Source organism: Vagococcus martis, from assembly GCF_002026305.1.
Classification (GTDB): Bacteria; Bacillota; Bacilli; order Lactobacillales; family Vagococcaceae; genus Vagococcus; species Vagococcus martis.
This window is the reverse complement of sequence record NZ_MVAB01000001.1, coordinates 2012943-2033408: the sequence shown is the minus strand read 5'-3', so window position 1 is coordinate 2033408 and position 20466 is coordinate 2012943. Positions and strand designations below refer to the sequence as shown.

22 protein-coding genes are annotated in these 20466 nt (G+C 32.0%); 7 read left to right on the top strand and 15 right to left on the bottom strand.

From position 1 onward, the window contains the following. Positions 1-22: 22 nt before the first annotated feature. From BW731_RS09880 to BW731_RS09855, 6 genes are all read right to left on the bottom strand, one after another. Positions 23-1537 (bottom strand): helix-turn-helix domain-containing protein, encoded by a 1515-nt coding sequence (locus tag BW731_RS09880; protein WP_079347791.1) that lies wholly within the window; start codon positions 1535-1537, stop codon positions 23-25. Between the two features lie 148 nt (positions 1538-1685). Beyond that, positions 1686-1928 carry a hypothetical protein gene (locus BW731_RS09875; protein WP_079347789.1) on the bottom strand — a complete coding sequence of 81 codons (243 nt, stop codon included), beginning with the start codon at positions 1926-1928 and terminating at the stop codon, positions 1686-1688. Between the two features lie 19 nt (positions 1929-1947). After that, positions 1948-2610 (bottom strand): hypothetical protein, encoded by a 663-nt coding sequence (locus BW731_RS09870; protein WP_079347787.1) that lies wholly within the window; start codon positions 2608-2610, stop codon positions 1948-1950. Between the two features lie 161 nt (positions 2611-2771). After that, positions 2772-4157 (bottom strand): glutamate decarboxylase, encoded by a 1386-nt coding sequence (locus BW731_RS09865; protein ID WP_079347785.1) that lies wholly within the window; start codon positions 4155-4157, stop codon positions 2772-2774. Positions 4158-4218: 61 nt separating this feature from the next. Then, the gene (locus tag BW731_RS09860; RefSeq protein WP_079347783.1) at positions 4219-6687 is read right to left on the bottom strand and encodes a YhgE/Pip domain-containing protein; all 2469 of its coding nucleotides are present in this window, start codon (positions 6685-6687) and stop codon (positions 4219-4221) included. Continuing rightward, the gene (locus BW731_RS09855; RefSeq protein WP_079347781.1) at positions 6684-8108 is read right to left on the bottom strand and encodes an amino acid permease; all 1425 of its coding nucleotides are present in this window, start codon (positions 8106-8108) and stop codon (positions 6684-6686) included. Before BW731_RS09855 ends, BW731_RS09860 begins: the two co-directional genes overlap by 4 nt. A gap of 300 nt (positions 8109-8408) precedes the next feature. On the opposite strand from BW731_RS09855, the gene BW731_RS09850 reads away from it, so the two are divergent. Further along, on the top strand, positions 8409-9878 hold the full coding sequence (locus tag BW731_RS09850; protein ID WP_079347779.1) for a helix-turn-helix domain-containing protein: 1470 nt from the start codon (positions 8409-8411) through the stop codon (positions 9876-9878). A gap of 1 nt (position 9879) precedes the next feature. Here BW731_RS09850 and BW731_RS09845 read toward each other — a convergent pair whose 3' ends face one another. Further along, positions 9880-10707 (bottom strand): LysR family transcriptional regulator, encoded by an 828-nt coding sequence (locus BW731_RS09845; RefSeq protein WP_079347778.1) that lies wholly within the window; start codon positions 10705-10707, stop codon positions 9880-9882. 102 nt (positions 10708-10809) lie between these two features. Here BW731_RS09845 and BW731_RS09840 point away from each other — a divergent pair, with 102 nt between their 5' ends. Next, positions 10810-11829: a YeiH family protein gene (locus BW731_RS09840; protein WP_143592777.1), complete on the top strand. Its 1020-nt coding sequence runs from the start codon at positions 10810-10812 to the stop codon at positions 11827-11829. Positions 11830-11928: 99 nt separating this feature from the next. On the opposite strand, the gene BW731_RS09835 is transcribed toward BW731_RS09840, so the two are convergent. The 5 genes from BW731_RS09835 to BW731_RS09820 all read right to left on the bottom strand — a co-directional run bounded on the left by BW731_RS09835 (position 11929) and on the right by BW731_RS09820 (position 14749). Continuing rightward, positions 11929-12582, bottom strand: a complete 654-nt coding sequence (locus BW731_RS09835) for a DUF805 domain-containing protein (RefSeq protein ID WP_079347774.1) — start codon at positions 12580-12582, stop codon at positions 11929-11931. Between the two features lie 177 nt (positions 12583-12759). Then, a complete protein-coding gene (locus BW731_RS09830; protein ID WP_079347772.1) occupies positions 12760-13305 on the bottom strand; it encodes a cysteine hydrolase family protein in 546 nt (181 codons plus the stop codon). Positions 13306-13316: 11 nt separating this feature from the next. Continuing rightward, on the bottom strand, positions 13317-14009 hold the full coding sequence (locus BW731_RS09825; RefSeq protein ID WP_079347770.1) for a 5'-methylthioadenosine/adenosylhomocysteine nucleosidase: 693 nt from the start codon (positions 14007-14009) through the stop codon (positions 13317-13319). A 10-nt stretch (positions 14010-14019) separates the two neighbouring features. Then, positions 14020-14190: a hypothetical protein gene (locus BW731_RS12655; protein WP_157093645.1), complete on the bottom strand. Its 171-nt coding sequence runs from the start codon at positions 14188-14190 to the stop codon at positions 14020-14022. Between the two features lie 10 nt (positions 14191-14200). Further along, on the bottom strand, positions 14201-14749 hold the full coding sequence (locus tag BW731_RS09820) for an NUDIX hydrolase (protein ID WP_079347768.1): 549 nt from the start codon (positions 14747-14749) through the stop codon (positions 14201-14203). Between the two features lie 186 nt (positions 14750-14935). Between BW731_RS09820 and BW731_RS09815 the strand changes: the two genes are divergently transcribed. From BW731_RS09815 to BW731_RS09805, 3 genes are all read left to right on the top strand, one after another. Beyond that, positions 14936-15607, top strand: a complete 672-nt coding sequence (locus tag BW731_RS09815) for a 5-bromo-4-chloroindolyl phosphate hydrolysis family protein (protein ID WP_079347766.1) — start codon at positions 14936-14938, stop codon at positions 15605-15607. Then, the gene (locus tag BW731_RS09810) at positions 15607-16800 is read left to right on the top strand and encodes a toxic anion resistance protein (protein ID WP_079347764.1); all 1194 of its coding nucleotides are present in this window, start codon (positions 15607-15609) and stop codon (positions 16798-16800) included. Before BW731_RS09815 ends, BW731_RS09810 begins: the two co-directional genes overlap by 1 nt. 118 nt (positions 16801-16918) lie before the next feature. Continuing rightward, a protein-coding gene (locus BW731_RS09805; RefSeq protein ID WP_143592776.1) for an IS3 family transposase occupies positions 16919-18063 on the top strand; the annotation gives its coding sequence in 2 pieces (ribosomal slippage) (positions 16919-17201 and positions 17201-18063; 1146 coding nt in all). Between the two features lie 68 nt (positions 18064-18131). Here the strand turns inward: BW731_RS09805 and BW731_RS09800 are convergent. Continuing rightward, positions 18132-18572: a Fur family transcriptional regulator gene (locus BW731_RS09800; protein WP_079347762.1), complete on the bottom strand. Its 441-nt coding sequence runs from the start codon at positions 18570-18572 to the stop codon at positions 18132-18134. A gap of 66 nt (positions 18573-18638) precedes the next feature. Next, on the bottom strand, positions 18639-19094 hold the full coding sequence (gene lspA, locus BW731_RS09795; RefSeq protein ID WP_079347760.1) for a signal peptidase II: 456 nt from the start codon (positions 19092-19094) through the stop codon (positions 18639-18641). Between the two features lie 187 nt (positions 19095-19281). On the opposite strand from lspA, the gene BW731_RS09790 reads away from it, so the two are divergent. Next, positions 19282-19500, top strand: coding sequence for a cold-shock protein (locus BW731_RS09790; protein ID WP_079347758.1), 219 nt, complete (start codon positions 19282-19284; stop codon positions 19498-19500). Here BW731_RS09790 and BW731_RS09785 read toward each other — a convergent pair. After that, positions 19497-19934, bottom strand: coding sequence for an EbsA family protein (locus tag BW731_RS09785; RefSeq protein ID WP_079347756.1), 438 nt, complete (start codon positions 19932-19934; stop codon positions 19497-19499). The two genes, BW731_RS09790 and BW731_RS09785, sit on opposite strands and share 4 nt — an antisense overlap. Positions 19935-20016: 82 nt before the next feature. Here BW731_RS09785 and BW731_RS09780 point away from each other — a divergent pair, with 82 nt between their 5' ends. Then, positions 20017-20424 carry a ribonuclease HI family protein gene (locus tag BW731_RS09780; protein ID WP_158080203.1) on the top strand — a complete coding sequence of 136 codons (408 nt, stop codon included), beginning with the start codon at positions 20017-20019 and terminating at the stop codon, positions 20422-20424. The last annotated feature ends 42 nt before the right edge of the window (positions 20425-20466 follow it).

Sequence of the window (20466 nt, the reverse complement as noted above, 5' to 3'; positions counted from 1 at the left end):
ATGAAACTAAGTTTTTTATCACTTATTTCTTTATTAAATACTTACGCTGATAAACTAGTTTAATTACCTTATCCAACTCCTCAATATCGCGTAATGTTAGTGGATAGTCAAAAAAATGAATGAGTAAATTAGTGTGTGCTTTGTTTGTTAAATCGTTTGGGACATTGGTCAATATGATATCGATAGTTACGTCACTTGTATTGATAAACTCAATATGATAATCACCTGAATATCGTTTTATTATATCATTTTCAAGTAACGTCTTCTTTAAATACGGCAAGTCACTTTCAACTAGTACTTTAATCGTCGGTTCAAAATGAGTTAAAGGTTTTATCATGGAAAAGAGCATCATGTATTTTTGCATTAAAAAGGGCCGTTGCAAAAAAAGGACATTGTTTGTTTGAATATAAAGTTTGTCTATGATTTGATGGAGTTGAGTTGTTAAAACAGTGTATTTATTTTGCAACTCCCCTACATTATTACAGCCATCAGCGGTTAAAACAACATAACGAAACAGTCTACAAAATAAATGAGCACAAAAAGTCGTTAGAAAAAAAGAGTGATAAAACTCTGATGGAATTGGGTGTAACTCTGTATGAAATCGTTCAACAAAATGATTAGTAGTCTCATAAACATCAGAGTCATTAAGCTTATGATAGTCAAGCGTCTGTTTAATGAATGGTTTAGACTGATAAACATTGATTCTCAGTTGAATGAGTAACATGTAAAAATAAATTTCAGCTGTTAGTTCCTGCCTTCTTTTTATAAACACTAAAGATAAAAACGGCATCTCATCCATTACTCGTTTTATATCAACGTAGTTTTGCCAATGAGGTTCAAGTTCAATTGGATGATTTTTTCCCATTCGAAATAAATTAATGGCTAACATATAACCTAATTGCTTTCGTTGAGTATGAGTTAATTTCATAGATAAAGACTCATCTAAGCTATCAATCACTTCGTATACTTTATTTTGACTTACTTGTCTAAACGGCCAGTCATGACCTTTTAGTCCATACCATACTACATAGTAGATAAGCAATCTAATTTGTTTCTCCTCTCCAACAATTTTAAAACTTATATTTGATAATGATAAATGATATCGTTTTAAATAATAGCGAATTTTTTTTACACTTTTTCTGACCTTACTCTCACTAATATAGTGTTCCATTGCATATTTTGTGACCGACTGAAATTCTTCAAAGAAAATGTCTCTTAACATAATGAACGTTTCATCTTGCTCTAATACTACCTGTTTAAAACGGGTTAACCCCTGACCTTTTGGCGTTTCAAGATGAACCCCTTTATATTTTTCATAACTTAAAAACAACCTATCGTTTTCTTTTTCTCCTTCATTAAACTGATCAATGCAATCCTTTAAATGAATGATATAACGTTGGATGGTTCTTTCTACCACATTCAGTTTTTCACTGATTTCATGGATAGTATACCACTCATTTTTTTCGGATATGATTGATAGAATCGATAAAATATTTCGACTATTGGTATCTAATAACATAAATAAATCTGTTTCCATATCTATGACTCCTATCTGTATGACAGTTATCAAAAAATCGACTAGGTCGCTCTCGCGCTAATACTAAATCAAGCGGAATAATTTTCATTACTCCGCTTGATTAAAAGGTATGTTCAAAAGAAATGTCGACTAAACTGTCAAATAATTATTAATCCCATTCATCTACAAGATTATCTAATTCTTTTTCATTATAGTTTTCGTATTTATCTATTTCATGTAATATTTTTTTGATTTCATGAATGGCTTTCTTTTCTTCAAACCAGCATTTTACTGATTTTTCATGACCTTTTTCCATTTCATCGTCAATTTTAGCTAATGTTTCATCTAAATTTGTTAAAACATTAGAGATTTTATTGATTGCTTTTTCTTCTTTTTTTTCATAGTCTGTCATTTTTAACACGTCCTATTCCTTATTTTTGTAGTTCTAGAGGTAATTTCACATCATAAGTGTGTTCAACTTTTTCGCTGTCATCACCTTTTTTGTGTCCGTCAAATGTTAATTTGATTTCTTTGACTTGATCAGCTTGTTCTAACTTATCAAAGGTAAAATAAACATGGCCGTCTTTTTGTTTGTCTTTAGCAAAGATATCTTCCCAGTAGTCTCTAAAATGTTTACCTGTGATTTCTGTACCATCTTTTAAGACTAATACTGCATCACTTGGATGGATGCTGACATCTTCTTTTCCATCATTTTTTAATGTAAAGTCCATAGACATTAAGCCTTTGTATTCATTATTTTCTTTGTCTTTGTATTTATCAACTTCGACGATTTTTACTTTATCGATTTTAAAATCAACGTCTTCCCAGCTTTTATCTTGCCAGTCAGTATCATATTTTGCTTCTAATTTTACTTTTGGATCATTGTCACCTTTGATGATTTCTTTAAATGAACCATCATCTTTAAGGCTCACACTTTCTACATCAACTTTTTCACCGTCTTTAAGTGTTTCTGTTGTAGAAGCAACTGTCCCAGCTTCAACTGTTCCTTTCACTTCTTCTTTTGATCCACAGCCACCTAAAAGTAATAATAATGTTGCTCCGACAGTGACACTTAATAATGCAGTTTTTTTCATGATTGTTCCTCCTGATTTTAACTAATGTCTAATAAGAATTAGTTATTTAATTGATTCAATATAAGTATTATATTTTTTAATTTTATCTAATTCATGAATATTATTTTCTATTTTTTTGATACATATTGAAATACATTTTCACAATTTATTCAATATCTTTTTTAGTGTTCTGGTTTAACTGTTGTTTTTTTGGGTTCTTCGTGACACAAAATTCTTGCATGATTTAATTCTTTAATCGCCGCATTAAAATCTTTTGCAAAAGCATTTGCCATATTTTGTCCCATATCAGCACGACACACAAAGCGTTGTACAATCGTGTCTTGCATATCCTTAGGAAATGGATAAGATGGAACTTGCCATCCTCTCATTTGCAAGCGATCTGATAAATCATATAGTGACCACTCAACATTAGCATCTTCTCTTAATGTAAAGCAGACAATTGGTAAGTTTTCTCCAGTATTAAACATTTTAAACAGACCAGTGTCTTCTACTGTTTTAGCTAATGACATCGCCACACGTTTAGTACGCTCATGAATTTCTTTGTAGCCATTAAATCCAAAACGATAGAAATTATAGTATTGACCAATAATTTGACTAGCACTTCTAGAAAAATTAATTGCCATTGTTGGCATGACACTACCTAAATAACTCACTTCAAAAACCAATTCTTTTGGTAGATACTCTTCGTCTTTCCATAGTACCCATCCAACACCTGGATAAACTAAGCCATATTTATGACCAGAAGAATTGATAGATACCACATTTTTCAATCTAAAATCCCATAATAAATCTGGTTCGATAAATGGGACAAATAAACCACCGCTTGCTGCATCCACATGAATCACTAAGTCTTGATTGTGTGTTTGATTGTATTCTTCAACCAACTCATCTAATTTTTTTATGTCGTCAAATTTTCCAGTGTAAGTAATGCCTAAAATACCGACAATTCCAATCGTATACTCATCAACATAATCCATGACAGTATCTGTGTTGATGCTTAAATGCTCACTATCAACTGGGACTTCACGCATTTCAATATCCCAGTACACACAGAATTTTTCCCAACATACCTGATAAGCAGATGAAATAACTAGGTTTGGTCGTTTGGCATTGATATCTAATCCATTTTTCTTAGCACGATCTCGCCATCTAAATTTCATCGCCATACCACCAAGCATACAAGCTTCACTTGATCCGACAGTTGAAGTCCCCATCACCCGATCTCGATTTGGTGCATGCCATAAATCGGCAATCATCTTCACACATTTTTGTTCCATAGCTGCCGTTTGGGGATATTCAGATTTGTCAATTGCATTTTTTTCCATTGTTTCTGCCATAATAGCTGTCACTTCTGGTTCCATATAAGTTTGACAAAATGTCGCCAAGTTTTGACGAGCATTTCCTTCATTAATTAACTCATCTTTTATTAAACGATAAGCAATAGATGGATTGATTGGATCCATTCTCATTTTATCCAACATTACTGCTTCTTCTGATGCATTTGAGCCAAATATAGGTACTACTGATTGATTTTTTTCGCTAGTCATAACTAGACCTCCTAAAAATTTTAAATTATATAAAATGGGATAGATATCTCATTTAAAAATATTATTTTTCTAAAGCTTGTAATTTTTGATTATCATTTAAAGCAGATATATTTTCCAAATGTTTTCTTTGCAAGTAATCCATTGAAAATCTTAAAAGAATAACAAAGAAAACAAAGATGCATAATAAGGTGATAATACTTCTATTAAACATTGGTGCCCCAATCCCTCTTGAAATGGCTTCTCTAAATCCGTAAACCGAATAGGTCATTGGTAAATAAGGATGGATGGCATTAAAGAAACTATTCTGTAATGGTAATGGGAATGTTCCTCCAGCTCCTCCAAGTTGTAACACTAATAAAATCATCGCAACAAATCGACCTGGATTATCAAATGTCATAGCTAAAAACATAATCAAGAACATGTAACTCCATGCAGTTACAATTCCCACTAGATAAAGTTTTCCAACTTGATCGACAGGCAATTTTAATAACAACATGATAGTCGCTTCAATAATCGCCATAATGGTTGAGACGACAAATCCCATCGCAACTTTACTTAACCACCAATCACGACTGGATTGTCCCTCCATTGAGACACGTCTGATTGGGAATATAAAGTTGAATACAATACAGCCAACAAATAAAGCAAGTGACATAATATATGGTGCTAAAGCTTGACCATAATTTTTTACTTTACTGTATTCAATATTTTGTAACCCTGTTGGGGCTGCGAACATTTTGACGTTTTTATTATTAAATGTCATACGACTAACGAGTTTATCTGCTTGTGTTAATGCACTGGCCATCGTTGTTGCACCAACTGTTAGTTGATTGGCTCCACTCATTAATGTCGGTGTATTGTCTGTTAATTTTGTAAGTCCTTGGCTTAATTCATTGGCCCCACCATCTAAACGTGTGACCCCTGATATAAGTTCTGGCATTTTACCTGACATTGTATTTAATCCATTTGTTAAGGCATCACTTCCTGCAGACAAACGATTTATTCCGTTTAACGCAACAGGCGCTTCATTCACTAGGTTATCCACTTGAGATAATCCTGTTTCTAATTCATGTAACACATTTTGTGTGTTGGCTAAGTTGACATTGTTACCAAAGTTTTCCAATAAATCGGTGGTTCCTGCTTTTATATTTGAAATGGATTCTTTCATTTCTCCAGTATTATCTGATAATCCTTTAGCTAATTGGCTCATCATCGTTGCTTGTTGTGATAATGATTTTGCTTGCTGACTTGCATCATTTAGTCCTGTTTGAACTTGACTAACGATACTATCAATGTCAGCTGAAGAATTTTTTATATCTGTCACTAATTGTGTCGAGAAACTAGTGACTTGTTGTGATAGTTGTGCGATCAACTCTTGTTTAACGTCATCACTTATTCGGCTATTTTGTTGAATGATACCTTCTAACACTTGTTCAAATTGTTGTGTGTCCTGAGAGACTGTCTGATTGATTTTTCCAATCACTTGGCTAAACCCTGATAATTGATTACTTAATCCAATTAGATCAGTTGACAAAGCAGTTGACACACTAGAAACGTCACTCAACTCTTTTGAATCATTTAAAACTGATTCAACTTGTTGATTAATCTTTTCAATATCTTGTTTTAACAGATTAGCTGAAGATCCTGATAAACTGGCTTCCACATTTCTTAAACTGGCTTCTAACTCTTTTGTACCATTTAGTAAATCTGTCACACCACTTCCAACGTCATTTAATTTTCCTGAAAGTGGTTGAAGTTTATCATTTACTTCGTTTAATCCATTAGATAATTGTGTCGCACCATTTTGTAATTCTGTTACCCCTTGTTTTAACGGAGAAACATTAGATGCTAATTCGTTTACACCATTTGCTAACGTATTGGAGCCATTAGCTGCAGTAGACACACCATTCGTATATTCACCCAAACCGTTATCAAGTTTTTTACTACCTGTTGCAAGTTCTTTTGAGCCATTGGTTAATTTTATTAAATCTTGTTTACCCTTTTGACCAAGCACTAAAGCTGTTTTAACATAAGCTGCGGTGACACTTTCTCGCACTTTTGCTTCCAACTCTTTGGCTCCAATTTGTGCCATATCTAATCCAATATAATTCAGTGACCCATTTGTTGTGTACTGAATTTCCATTTGATTTGGAGAAGGATTTAAAAGACTTGTTGCATTTTTTGAAAAATCTTTTGGAATCGTGACAATCATGTAATATTTCAAGTCTTTCATACCATCCATTGCTTGCTTTGCATCAACAAATTCCCATTTAAGTTGTTTGTTATGCTTCAATTCATCAATGACACTTTTCCCAACATCAATTTTTTGACCCAGCATTTCAACAGGTTGATCTTCATTTACCACGGCAACAGGTAAATGACTCGAGCGGTTATATGGATCCCAAACAGATTTATCAAATACACTCGAATATAATATCGGAATAAAACAGATAGCTATCACAGATATTAATAGTATTTTATTATGAAATAACTGTTTAAATTCCTGTTTAATCATTTGCACATTAATCACTTTCTTTCTTCATTGTTTAAATTAATCGAATGTTTTTTTCCATATATGTGATAAAAAACAAATGGTAACAATACGGTTATAATAGAACTAAAAGCTAGTGTTATTAAGTAGGTTTTCGCTTCGTTTGCTTTTAATTCACTTGGCGCAATAAAGGAAGAAACTAATGCTAATAAAGACATCACCATACCCAAACTTGCTAACAACGTTTTTACCTTTCTTCCTCCTGGTACTTCATAAGCTCGTTTTAATTGTTGATTTGATTTCTTAAAAATTAAAACAAAATACCCAATAAAAAATAGTAAATACCCACATAAATAAATCACCACTGTCAATGAAATGGCGGTTAAAAATGATACAGCATTCCCTCCACCACCAAAAGTTAAAACGGCAGCCCAAATGGTCACGATAACACCTTGTAAGATTAGTAAAGAGGTTGGTACCCCATTTTTATTAATTTTTTGACAGCTTTTAGGAAGTAATCCTTGATCGGCAACATAGCGCAAGCCTTCTGTCGGACTCACAATCCATGAACTAACTTGAGCTAACACTCCAAATGCCAACATAATCGCAAGGATTTCGACTAACCATGATAGATGAGGATTGCCTTTCAAAATCAATGTTTCAAATGCTTGAATCACTCCACTATTTAACGACAGTTGTTTCGCTGGTACGACCATTGAAACGGTGGTTCCACCAATCGTACTTAGTACAATGCCCGTAATAACTAAATAAATCATCATCAATGGATAGTTTTTTTGTGGATTATCCAGTGATTTAATATGCGATGCTGAAGCTTCCACCCCAACATAGGCTAAAATAAAAGTCACCAACGATGAGAAGGTTTGCTTATTAGGGAAAAATGATTTATCCATAAAAGAGTGAGTAATAGCATGGCCACTCATCACATATTTAATGGTAAAAATCAGTAGAACAGTGACTGGAATAATAATGCCTATCACAAAACCAGCTTTTGCAATTTGAGATGTGGTTTTTGTCCCTTTAAATTGTAAAAATGTTAATAACCAAAAAATTAAAACTACCACTAAAAATTTAATGAGCTTATTGTCATTCATCTCTGGAAACTTCAGTGCATACGATAAAGCACCAATAATGAAATAACTCATCGTGACAAAACCAACTGTGATTTGAAACCACTGAAAGAAAATAGCCGCAAAGCCAAATTTTTCTCCTAATGTTTTTCCAACCCAACCAAATATTCCGCCACCATCAAATGCTTCGACGGTCCCAATTTCTGCTGCACATAAAGCAACTGGTAAAAACCAAAATAGTCCACAAACCAGTAAGAAAAAAATTAGTGTCTTGCCTGATTCGGCAAATGTTGGATATTCATAAACTGTAATAAATAATGATGCCGTCATAGCAAAAAAACTAAATAAAGATAATTTTTTTGTGTTTTGCATGATTTAAACCCTCTCTCTACACATCTAAAAATAAATTCATTTTTCTTTACATAACTATTAAAATGCTATAGCATGATAAAATCGTCAAAGAGTTAACAGACATTGCCCACAACTTTTAGCGCAACGATAGTATAACGCTTAATTCATATTTAACTTAGAACACATAATGAAAAAAAAACTAATAAACTTTGATTTTATTGATCTAAAATCTCTTTTTATACGAATTGTTTTTTTTAATAAAACAGATTATAATTTACATGCTAGTATATCTAGTTTATTTGTTTGAAAGGAATGAAATAGTTGATTAATTTATTACTTGAACCAAAAATAAAAATGACCATTTCTATTATCAACGTCATCTATAATCATTATGACTGGACTCAAACATCCTATCTTTCTAAAGAATTAGATATCTCAGAACGAACAGTACAACACTACTTAAAAGATATTATGGAATTAAAAAAACAATACGATCTGATCAACAATGATCAATTAACTATTGAATATCTAAAGATTAAAGGAATTAAGATCACTGATTACTCCAATGACTTTGAAGATTTTAAAAAGTTTGTGATTCAACAAAGTCAAACTATGAGCCTTCTTAATGACATCATCAATCAACAAATTATTTCGGTTACAAACTATTGCCAAAAACATTTTCTAAGTGAGACTACGGTCCGGAAAAACATAAAACGAATTAAAGAAGCATGTCAAAATTATGGTATCGATTTAATGCATTTAAAGTTAGTAGGAGATGAGCGAAGAATTCGCTATTTCATTGCACTATTTGATACGATGGTAAGTCGCGAAACTTATTTTTTACTGGAAGGAATTAACTATCAAGAATTAAACAAACAATTTGATACCTTTTTTAAAAAGGCAAATATGACTGTATCTGCAGTTAAAAAGCAAAAAACCTTAAATATCTTTTTAATACATCTACAACGCATTGGATTTAACCAATTTATTTCTATTCATGATAAATTTAGCCGTGAACTTATTATGCATCCTATTTTTCCATACGTTGAGGAGCTGTTTAATCATTATTATGTATTTAATAAAAAAGAAATTGCTTACTTTTTTTATATCATGACCCTTGATGAAGAATTAAATCGAATGCAAGATACTAACTTAGTTTATAATTTTTTTGATAAGTATCAATTAGACCTAATGACCACTACTGATTTAATTTTTAATGATTTATTTTATTTGTTTCGTCCATTAACCGACGAAGAGGCTTATCTGATTAAACGTGATATCTTTTACACAAGTTTTGTCACAATGATTTTCAACCAATTAGTCTTTGAATATAAATATGGTGTAACTGTCCACTACAATCTAAAACAATACCCCATTATTACATCTATCTTTTCTAATATTATTCAAGAAAGGTTAATAGATACAGGGTTTATTCCACAAAATCAAGTAGAAACGCTCCTACAGCAATATTTCTTTAGATTTCTCTATTTTGTCGATTCAAAACATCTACACAAAACCTTATCAATATATATCGAGCCTGCTTTTGATAAATTACATCAGCAACAAATCAAAGACTATTTAAATCTATACTTTAATAACCAAATTAACTATGATTCTGTCTACTTGGAAGGGGATACAGATATCGTACTTACGCCCTTTCATGAAACTTTCGAACAATCTTTATACACACGTACACCACTCATCATGGTTAAGTTCCCATTAAATTTAACTTTTCTACAAAAAGTAGATATGATTCTCAAAAAGAAGCATTATAAAAAGGCCGAAGAATAAGCTATTCTCCGTCCTTTTTTTTAGGATATTGTTCAATTGTTTTTTCAATTTCTAATAAAACTGGATGTGTTAAATAATCCTTTTTAAGAAAATAAAACAACCGTTTATAGTTTGTCCCTAACTCTTTATAAGACATATTTTCAGGAACAGATACTCGAGAAATAATGCTTTTACCAATTCCTTTTTCAAGTAATCTAATAATCATCTCATTGTTCTTAACACACAAACGTTTTGGTTGAATATTTTCCTGTAAGAAATAGCGTTTTGTATAATGATAAACTCCTGATATATCCTCGCGACACAGCCATAACTCACTTGTTAAATCACCAGCGATAACCAGTTCATCCGATAAAAACGCTTGCCGATACACTGAACCAGTTTCCAATGGCTTTTCAATAAAACCAAAATGAGCACGATGTTGTTGCACATTTTCTAATACTTCTTCTGAATTGTGCATCTCAAGTTCAAAATAGACATCTGGAAATTTTTCTATCAACACACTCATTAAGTCTGGTAAATAATAGATGGAAAAAGTGTTTGACGCGCTAATCACACACTTCACTGGATCCTTTCCAACATGCCGAATCAAACGCTTGGTTTCTAACCAATCGTCTTCCAAATTTAATAGTCGATTATACAAAATAGTTGCCTCTTTAGTTGGCGACATCTCTTGTTTCGACTTTCTGGTAAATAATTTGCATTTCAATTCTTCTTCTAATAATTTGATCTGACTAGAAACAGATGGTTGAGAAATATACAGATTTTCAGCTGCTTTAGTAAAGTTTCTAGTTTCATATGCTTCTTTAAATGTCACAAACAATTTAAACATTTTCACACCTACTATTTATTTTTCTAATAGTTAATATTCTAACTATTTATTTTTAAAATGTAAATGAAACAAGTATAATTTAATTAAGTTAACTTTGGAGGGATGAACATGAAACAATTTAATCAGACACTTTTACCTGGCCTTCTTCTATCTTTGGGGATTGCTTGTTTATCAAAAATAATTGCTATATGGTTACCGTCATTAGGTGCAGGAACGATTGCCATTTTATTAGGAATTTTATTAGGAAATATTTTTTTCAATCAACCTATCTGGCAAAAAGGAACTAAGTTCTCTGAAAAAACATTATTAGAACTTTCTATCGTTCTATTAGGAACAACTGTTACGTTTCAAACCATTGCTCAAATCGGTGGTTCTGGGGTCATTTTTATTATATTGCAGATGACGATTACCATACTAGCGGCTTACTTTATTGGAAAAAAATTGAAATTTAGTCAAACGATGTCTCTTATGATGGCTGGAGGAAATGCCGTATGTGGCTCGTCAGCAATAGGGGCGATTGCTCCAGAAATTGGTGCAAAGGACAAAGAAAAAGGGCAAATCATCACTCTGGTTAATTTACTTGGAACAGTCATGATGTTAACACTACCGCTTGTTGGTGGAGCTGTTTTCTCAGAAAGTGTCATGGCAAAAAGTGCTTTAATTGGAGGAACACTTCAATCTGTTGGACAAGTGATTGCCAGTGCAAACATGGTCAGTCCAGACGTCGTGGAAATGGCAACTTTATTTAAAATTTTACGGATCATGTTTTTAGCGGTTGTGGTATTTGTCTTTGGAAAAGTAGCGCAACAAAATAACGACACTGCCGAAACTAACACACAAACAGCAAACAAAAAGAAAAAATTTCCACTTCCATGGTATATTATTGGATTCATCGTTTGTTGTGTATTAAATAGTGTGATTCACTTTCCTACTCTTCTTAGTCAAACGACACACTCTATTAGTGGATGGTTTGAAATTACAGCACTAGCCGCGATTGGTTTACGTATTAATGCTAGAGAATTTTTCAAAGAAGGACCGAGATTTTTAGCCTATGCCGGTAGTGTTGGATTGATTCAAACAATAGTCGCGATTAGTTTAATCAAATTGTTACTTAACTTTTAACTCAGCAACCCCCATATCATCAATTGATAACATCATTGATGATATGGGGGTTAATATTGTAGTGATTTAATTTTAAAAAGATTCGAAGTAGATTACTTTTTAAATCTTTTCATTTTCATGAAAATTATCATTTATCGTATTTGTTTCACTATTTTCTACAATCTCTGTTAGTTCAGTGATATCTTTTTTACTAACAAATAAAAATGTAATAAACGGATGTTCACTGTTTGTGACAAAATAATTTGTTGGTAAAAACATTGAAATAGACATAAAAATACTGATAACGGTAAATAAAAACATGATAAGTGATGATTGATTAGAAAATATTGACAGTTCTCCTGTTGATAATGAATTCGACACTGTAGAAGCAATGTTTCCTATTGCATTTAAATAAAAAGAAAATAACCAAGTATATGTTAGACCATAATATATGATAAAAAGACCTAATAACGCTTTGCCTTTTATCCCTAAATCTCTTAAACGTCTTACTTGAATAGATATCGATGGTATAATAATAGCAAGAGTAAATAATACTAATAATATAATGGGCAACATATTAGGTTCTCCATATATACTGCCAATCACAGTTGAAATAGTCCAAATATAAAGAATAATATAAACTATAACAATTGACAGCTGGGCCCACCAATAGCCTGCTCTTGTTGTTCTTCCGCTAAAATCAAAATAACCTTTAAAAAAATCACTTACTGCTTCTCCAAAAGTCACTCTACCTTTTTGTTCAATTTTTTTCATAAAAAACCTCCTAATTAAAATATAACGCTAAGTCAGTTTAACATATATCTTACATTTTTTAAACATTTATGGGATATTCATTTATTTAACTCTGACATATTTAAATCTTTCCCAGTATGCTTAACTGAAATAAAAAAGACAGTTTAGATTTTTCACGTCTAACTGTCATCTTTATATTTATAAAACTATTGCACCTAGTGTGTTTTTAAAATGTCCTAATGCCCAATTATGCCCTACTTGATCAAAACTTTGGACAGCTTTTTCATGTATCACAATATTATAACCTAAATTATAAGCATCAATTGCCGTATGTAACACGCAAATATCTGTACAAACACCAACAAGATGAACTGTACGGATGTTTCTTTCTCTCAAACGGATATCTAAATCTGTTCCACTAAATGCTGAATAGTGACGTTTGTCAATCCAATACACCGTCTCTTTGTCTTTATTATTTTGATACACATCATTTAGACCTTGGTATAAATCACGACCACTTGTGCCTACTAAGTTATGGGATGGGAATAATTTATTTTCAGGATGATACTTATCTTGTGAATCATGGCAATCAATAGCAAAAACAACATAATTCCCTTCGTCGATAAATTGATTGGTTAATCGTACCATCTCAGTTTCTATCGCTTGACCAAACTCTCCGGTCGTTAAATTTCCATCAGTTGCAACAAAATCATTCGTATAATCTATTGATATTAAAGCTTCCATCATCTCACTCCTTAATTTATTTGTTTAATTAATTGAATGACCATTTCAGCAGATTTTTTGCCAGCTTCTATGATAAATTCATCAAAGTTAACACTTGCATTCTCGTCTCCGACATCACTAATTGCACGAATCACGACAAACGGACACTTATATTGATGAGCAACTTGAGCTATCGCCGCGCCTTCCATTTCATTAGCTAACACATCTGGAAAATACTCTTTAATTTGTTTGATTTGCTCTTTACTATGAACAAAGGTATCCCCTGATACAATTAACCCATTGTGTGTGTTTAGTTGATTATCTTTAGCTGCTTGTTGTGCTGCAGTTATCAGCTTGACACTTGCTTCATAAAACAGTGGCATCTGAGGCATTTGACCATAACTGTAGCCAAACGCTGTAACATCAGCATCAAAGTAGGCTAACTTTTCAGAAATTACCAAATCACCAATCGCTAATCCGTCACCAATTCCACCGGCAGATCCTGTGTTGATTAAACACTCCACATCATAATGACTAATCAATAGTGTGGCTGTTAGTCCTGCTAATACTTTTCCGATACCTGATTGGGTCACGACTACTTCATGATTTCCAATCGTTCCTGAGTAAAACGATACACCCGCTTCGTGCCACTCTTTTTTGTTTTCAAGTTGATTTTTTAATAAGACAACTTCTTGTTCCATTGCCCCAATAATTCCAATTTTCATATAAGACTCCTTATAGTTTAAAGATAGCGTATAGTGTAATGACTAATAAAATGACAATAATGACAATCGCACGGTTTAACCAAGCATTGCGTTTTTCATTTTTATTTGCCTCTCTTACGCGGCTTCTTGTTAAAATTTGTTGTGAGGTTGTGTCTGTTTTTTTTGGTTTTTCTTTTGACATACTTTACTCCTTATTTCATTTGAAATTCCCATAATAGAATAGCATATAATGTCTTTGCATCACAAATGTCACCAAGACGAATATGCTCTTTTGCTTCTTCTAATGATAACTCTACAATATCTAAAAACTCATCTTCATCACGAGGTAATGGATTCTCAACTCGTTTGATCCCATGTGCTTGAAATAATACCATTCGCTCATTACAAAAACCTGGTGACGTTACAAAATCAGCCACTTGTTCCATACGATCACACTGGTAATAAGTTTCTTCTTCTAACTCACGTTTGGCTGTTTCTAATGGATCTGTTTCATTTTTTTCTATTTTTCCTGCTGGTATTTCCAAGATACTTTTTTCAATTGCTTTTCTGTATTGTCTTACGAGTACAATGCGATTCATGGGTGTTATGGCTAAAATACCTACTGCACCATTATGAAAAACTAGTTCACGTTTGGCTGTTTTACCGTTTGGTAATTCAACACTGTCTATACACACATCTATAATAGCGCCATTATAGATTTCTTTTCTCTCAAGAGTCTCTTCATTAAATTTATCTTTCATCTTAGTATGCTCCTTGTGTTTTGAGTCATTTATGTTTATGATACCTTTAAAGAGGTGTTATTTCAACAACTCTTACTGTAACCTTATACTTATTTATAAATCAAACTTGGGACTGATAATGTTTTTACTTCCTTGTGATAAACTATTACTATACAAAAAATTCAAGAAATAGAAGGAGTGACACAAATGAAAAACAAGAAATACACAATCATTGCGATAATTGGTTTCTTGATAGGAATGGGTATTTTGTCGGAGATTGACGAAAATTTCATTCCAATAGTGCTTATCATTGCGATTGTTTGGTTTATTTATCGAAAATTTTCCAAACGAAATAAAAAAGACGTTGTTCCAGGATTATCTAAAGAAAAACAAGAACATTACTATGAAGCAGGTATGTCTGACAAAGAGATTGAGTTTTTTAGAAACACTTTAGCTGAAGCCAAAGAACAAATCAACCAACTAGAGCAAAACTTCAGAGCTGTTCCAAAACTAAAGGCGATAAATTTAAGATACGATACATTAAAAGTATCTCAAGCGATGTTTAAAGAGCTTGTCAAAGAACCAAAAAAACTACATCTAGCTGATAAATTCTTATACAACCATTTGCCTAATGTAGTGGAATTAACCAACAAATACGTTGAAATTTCAGATCATGAAATTAAAAGTAAAGCAACTTATGATACATTAAATGAAAGCATTGTTGCGATTGAAGATGTGGCTCAACTCATTATTAAAGATTATGAAAATTTTGTCAGCGATGATATTGAAGATTTAGAAGTTGAAATATCTATTGCAAAACAAAATACAAACCGAGACAAACAAAAGACAGATGTATCTGAAGATCAGGAGGAAAACTAATGTCTGATGAATTAAAAGAAGTAAAACCTGTTGACAATACATTAGATGATTTACTTAGCAACCCTTTTTCTGAGATTGAACAAACTGATTTACTTACTCAAGCAGAAAAAAAACAACAAGTGGCTAAAGCTCAAACTTCAACAAAAGTCATTGACAAGTTATCTGATGAAAGAAAACAACAAGCACAAGAACTTGCGAATCAAATCGATACAAATGACAGTCAATCTATCTTAAGTTATGGAGTGGCAGCTCAACAAAAATTAAGTGAATTCTCACACACTATGTTAAACCATGTGCAAACTCAAGATATTGGGCCAATGGGAGATTCTTTAACTGAATTGATGTATCGTTTAAACGAAGCTAGTCCAAGTGAATTAGAAGCAAGAGATGGCAATCTATTTAAACGCATGTTTGGAAAAGTGAAACAATCAATTTATGAAATCACAGCCAAATATCAAAAAATCGGGGCTCAAATTGATAAAATAGCGGTCAAATTAGACCATGAAAAAAATGGTTTATTAGAAGACAATGCGATGCTTGAACAACTGTATCATAAAAATAAAGACTATTTTGATGCATTAAATATTTATATTGCTGCTGGTGAATTGAAAATTGAAGAACTTCAAACTAAAACAATTCCTGAAGCAATGGCTTTAGCTGAAAAAACTGGCGACCAAATGGATACACAAATTGTAAATGACTTAAACCAATTTGTTGATCGTCTTGAAAAAAGAACATACGACTTAAAACTAGCGAGACAGATTACGATTCAACAAGCACCACAAATTCGTTTGATTCAAAACACAAATCAGGCTTTAGCTGAAAAAATTCAAGCATCTATCAACACAGCGATTCCTTTATGGAAAAACCAAGTGGCAATCGCCTTAACATTGTTACGACAAAAAGACGCCGTTACTGCTCAACGTCAGGTGTCTGAGACAACCAATGATTTATTGGCTAAAAACTCAGAAATGCTAAAAATTTCTGCTATTGAAACAGCTAAGGAAAATGAACGTGGTATTGTCGATATCGAAACATTACAAAAAACACAAAATGACTTAATTGAAACCATCCAAGAAACACTCAAAATTCAACAAGAAGGTAAAGAAAAACGCCGTAATGCTGAATTAGAATTATCTATGATGGAAGAAGACTTAAAAAATAAATTATTAGAGATGTCTGGAAGTAAATAAGAAAAAACACCCAAATCACTTGTTTTATAAACAAGGAACTGACCCCAAAAGATGAGACAAATATAAAAACACCCCTGTTGAATTCATGTAAAATGAATTTAACGGAGGTGTATTTTTTATGGTTAAAAGGATTGCTTATCCAGTAGAAGTAAAAGAAGAAGCTATAAAAATGAAACTTGAAGGTAAAACAACATCAGAAATTATGAATAAACTCAACATTTGGAATAAAACTCAGGTGAAAACATGGTGGAAATGGTATAGAAATGGAGAATCTTATCGATTCTCTCAAGGTGTGGGAAAACAATATACTTATGGAAAAGGTAATGAACACTTTTCGCCTTTAGAAGTTCTAGAAAGAGAAAACAAGTACTTGAAACAGGAAATTGATGTTTTAAAAAAATACAAGGAGTTGGAAAGGATGTGGAAAAAGAAGTATTCATAAATTTAGTTGATTCTTATAAAGGAAAACTATCTATAACATGGTTATGTCACTATTTTGGGATAGCTAGAAGTACTTACTATCGTTGGTCTAAGAAAGAATATGTTGCCGATAATCGAATTAAAATGATTGAGCAGCTGTGTAAAGAAAACAAGTTCACTTATGGTTATCGAAAAATCACTTTTTTACTTCGTAAAAAGATAAAAGTGAATCATAAAGTTGTTCAGCGTATTATGCAAAAATATGGATGGAGTTGTCAGGTGAAAATAAAGAAAGAAAAACGTCCAGGTTCTATTTATTTTAAAACTACTAATATAATTGATAGAGACTTTAGTTCAAGTAAGCCACTAGAAAAACTAACAACAGACATCACTTATCTTGATTATGGTCCTAAAAGACTCTATCTTTCTAGCATTATGGATTTGTTTAATGGAGAAATACTTTCTTATACAATAAGTGAAAAACAGGACATATCTTGTGTTTTAGACACACTAAATAAATTACCTAAACTTCCAGATAAATGTATACTTCATTCGGATCAAGGTTCTGTGTATACTTCATATGCTTATTATCACGCAACAAAAGAAAAGAGCATTACCAGAAGTATGTCCCGAAAAGGGACTCCTGCAGATAATGCTCCAATAGAATCGTTTCATTCCATCCTAAAGTCTGAAACGTTCTCATTACACCCAGAGCTTGGAAGCTCTACAATTAGTGTAATTGAAACTGTACAAAATTTCATCAACTATTATAATAAAGAAAGAATTCAACAAAAATACGACTACTTATCTCCAGTTGACTATCGGAAAAAAGTAATCGCATAGGTGTTTTTATTACTGTCTCATTTTAGGGGTTCAGTCCCACAACGTAATTTGGGTGTTTTACTTTAGAATCAATCTTCTTCTAATTTTTGACAATCTGGACAAATACCATACATTTCTAAACGATGGTCATTTATCTTAAAGCCTGTTAGTTTTTCTGTCGCTGCTTCAACGTCCCCTAATCCTGGGTAATTCACATCTACTACCTTTTTACACTTCTCGCAAATAGCATGGTAGTGTTTTTCAGTAGCAAAATCAAATCGACTTGAAGAATCACCATATGCCATCTCAACGACAAAGCCGATTTCTGTAAACAATCGCAAATTATTGTATACAGTTGCGACACTCATATTTGGAAAACGACTTTCCAATTCTTTATAAATGTCATCAGCAGTTGGATGCGTGTGACTCTCAATAAGATACTCTAAAATAGCGTATCGTTGTGGTGTTATTCTAATATCAGCTGCTTTTAATTTTTCAATTGCTTCGTCAACTAAGTGATTTTTTGACATATAGCATCATCCTCACTATTTATATTAATTCCATTCTACTACTCTTTATAATTTTTCGCAAGATTCTTATTTATTGTTAGTTTCTTCATCAAAAAATAAAATGTAAATAAAGATACAAATTACTCCAATTACTAAACAAATATCCGCAACATTAAAAATCGGGAACTTCATGAATTCGGTTTGAAACATATCGACTACATAACCTTGTCTAAAACGATCAATAAAATTCCCCACCGTTCCTCCGATGACAAAACTTAATCCCACAGTCAACCACTTATTATTGTATCTATTTTTATAAAGTAAATAAGAAAAAATACACAATGCAATGATACCTACTAATAAGAAAAACCACATATGTCCTTCAAAAATACTCCAAGCCCCTCCCTCATTACGAATATGCGTAATTGAAAGGATAGGATTTTTCATTGTTGTTTCATATAAATCTAAATTTTGTACGACCATTATTTTTGTCAGTTGATCTAGTACTATACTTCCTATAATAATCAGCAAATAAAGAATCATCGACTTGTCTCCCTCATTAATATAAATCTATGTATTTTGTCTAAAACAATAAGTACAGTATAATACATTTTTTTGAAAGAACAAACTTTATTTAGAGACAATTTTAAGTTAATTTTGTTATTTGACGAATGTTCGTTAGAAACGTATAATAAGTGATGTAATACTAAAAAACCTGGAGGAATGTGAAATGAAGCAAGGTTTAGTTAAATGGTTTGATGTAAAGAAAGGATACGGATTCATTATTTACGATCAAGATGAGGAAATCTTCGTTCATTTTACGGCAATAGATCAGGATGGGTTTAAAACCTTATTTGAAGGGCAACATGTATTATTCGATATTAAAGAAGGTGCTAGAGGCTCTCAAGCTTCAAATGTATCTATTATAGAAGAAAAAAGAGTTGACTAGTCGTCAACTCCTTTTTTATACCCATTTATTACACAATCTAATTTGTTCGATTGTTCTAGCAACTTTATACATTTTAATTTAGATGAGGATAACATCAAATAAGATTTTTGACCTTGATTGGTAACTAAAGTAAATCCATATTTACCAACAAGAACTTTGTTTATGTTATCAATATCAATTGTATACTCATTTTTTTTCAGAACGGCTGTCACTTTAATTTGATCCTGCGTTAAAATTAACTTTCGTCTGGTACCTAAGTAGAAAAATAATAAAAATAATAAAAACGTCACTATACTAAACACATTAATTTTTCCTTGTTCCTCCAGTAACCCGATCATACTTGCAAAAAATAAGACAAACGTCAGAGACCAATAAATCACTGTATCTGCTAAGATTGGTTGATATCTATATATATGAATCTTATTCTCGCTCATTACTACCCTCCGCTACTCACTCTAATCTAATATATAATACTAACACAATATAAACGAATAAAAAAATGAAATGAGGCATTTTATGATAAAAATTTACACAGATGCATCTACTCACCCAAAACATAAAAAAAGTGTTGGATGCTTTATTATAAAAAATGAAAAAGATACGATAATTGAAACATTTCAACTAGAAGCCAGTGATAATCATACAGCAGAATTTCAAACCATGATTAAAGCACTGGAATACTGCTTAGAACATCATTTAAACAGTCAACTTATATTTATATATTCTGATAGTAATATTGTCGTAACATCTTTTAATAAGAAATATGCAAAAAACAAAGATTTCTCGCTGCTATTAGAGCATCTTTTAATACTAGCTCAAGATTTTGATAATCTATCTATCGAGTGGATTCCAGAATCACAAAATAAAATGGCTGATCACTATGCCAAGCAAACACTAGCTAAAACATTAAAGAAATCCCACTAAGTCATCTAGTTCACAAAAATATCTAGGTATATTAATTATTTT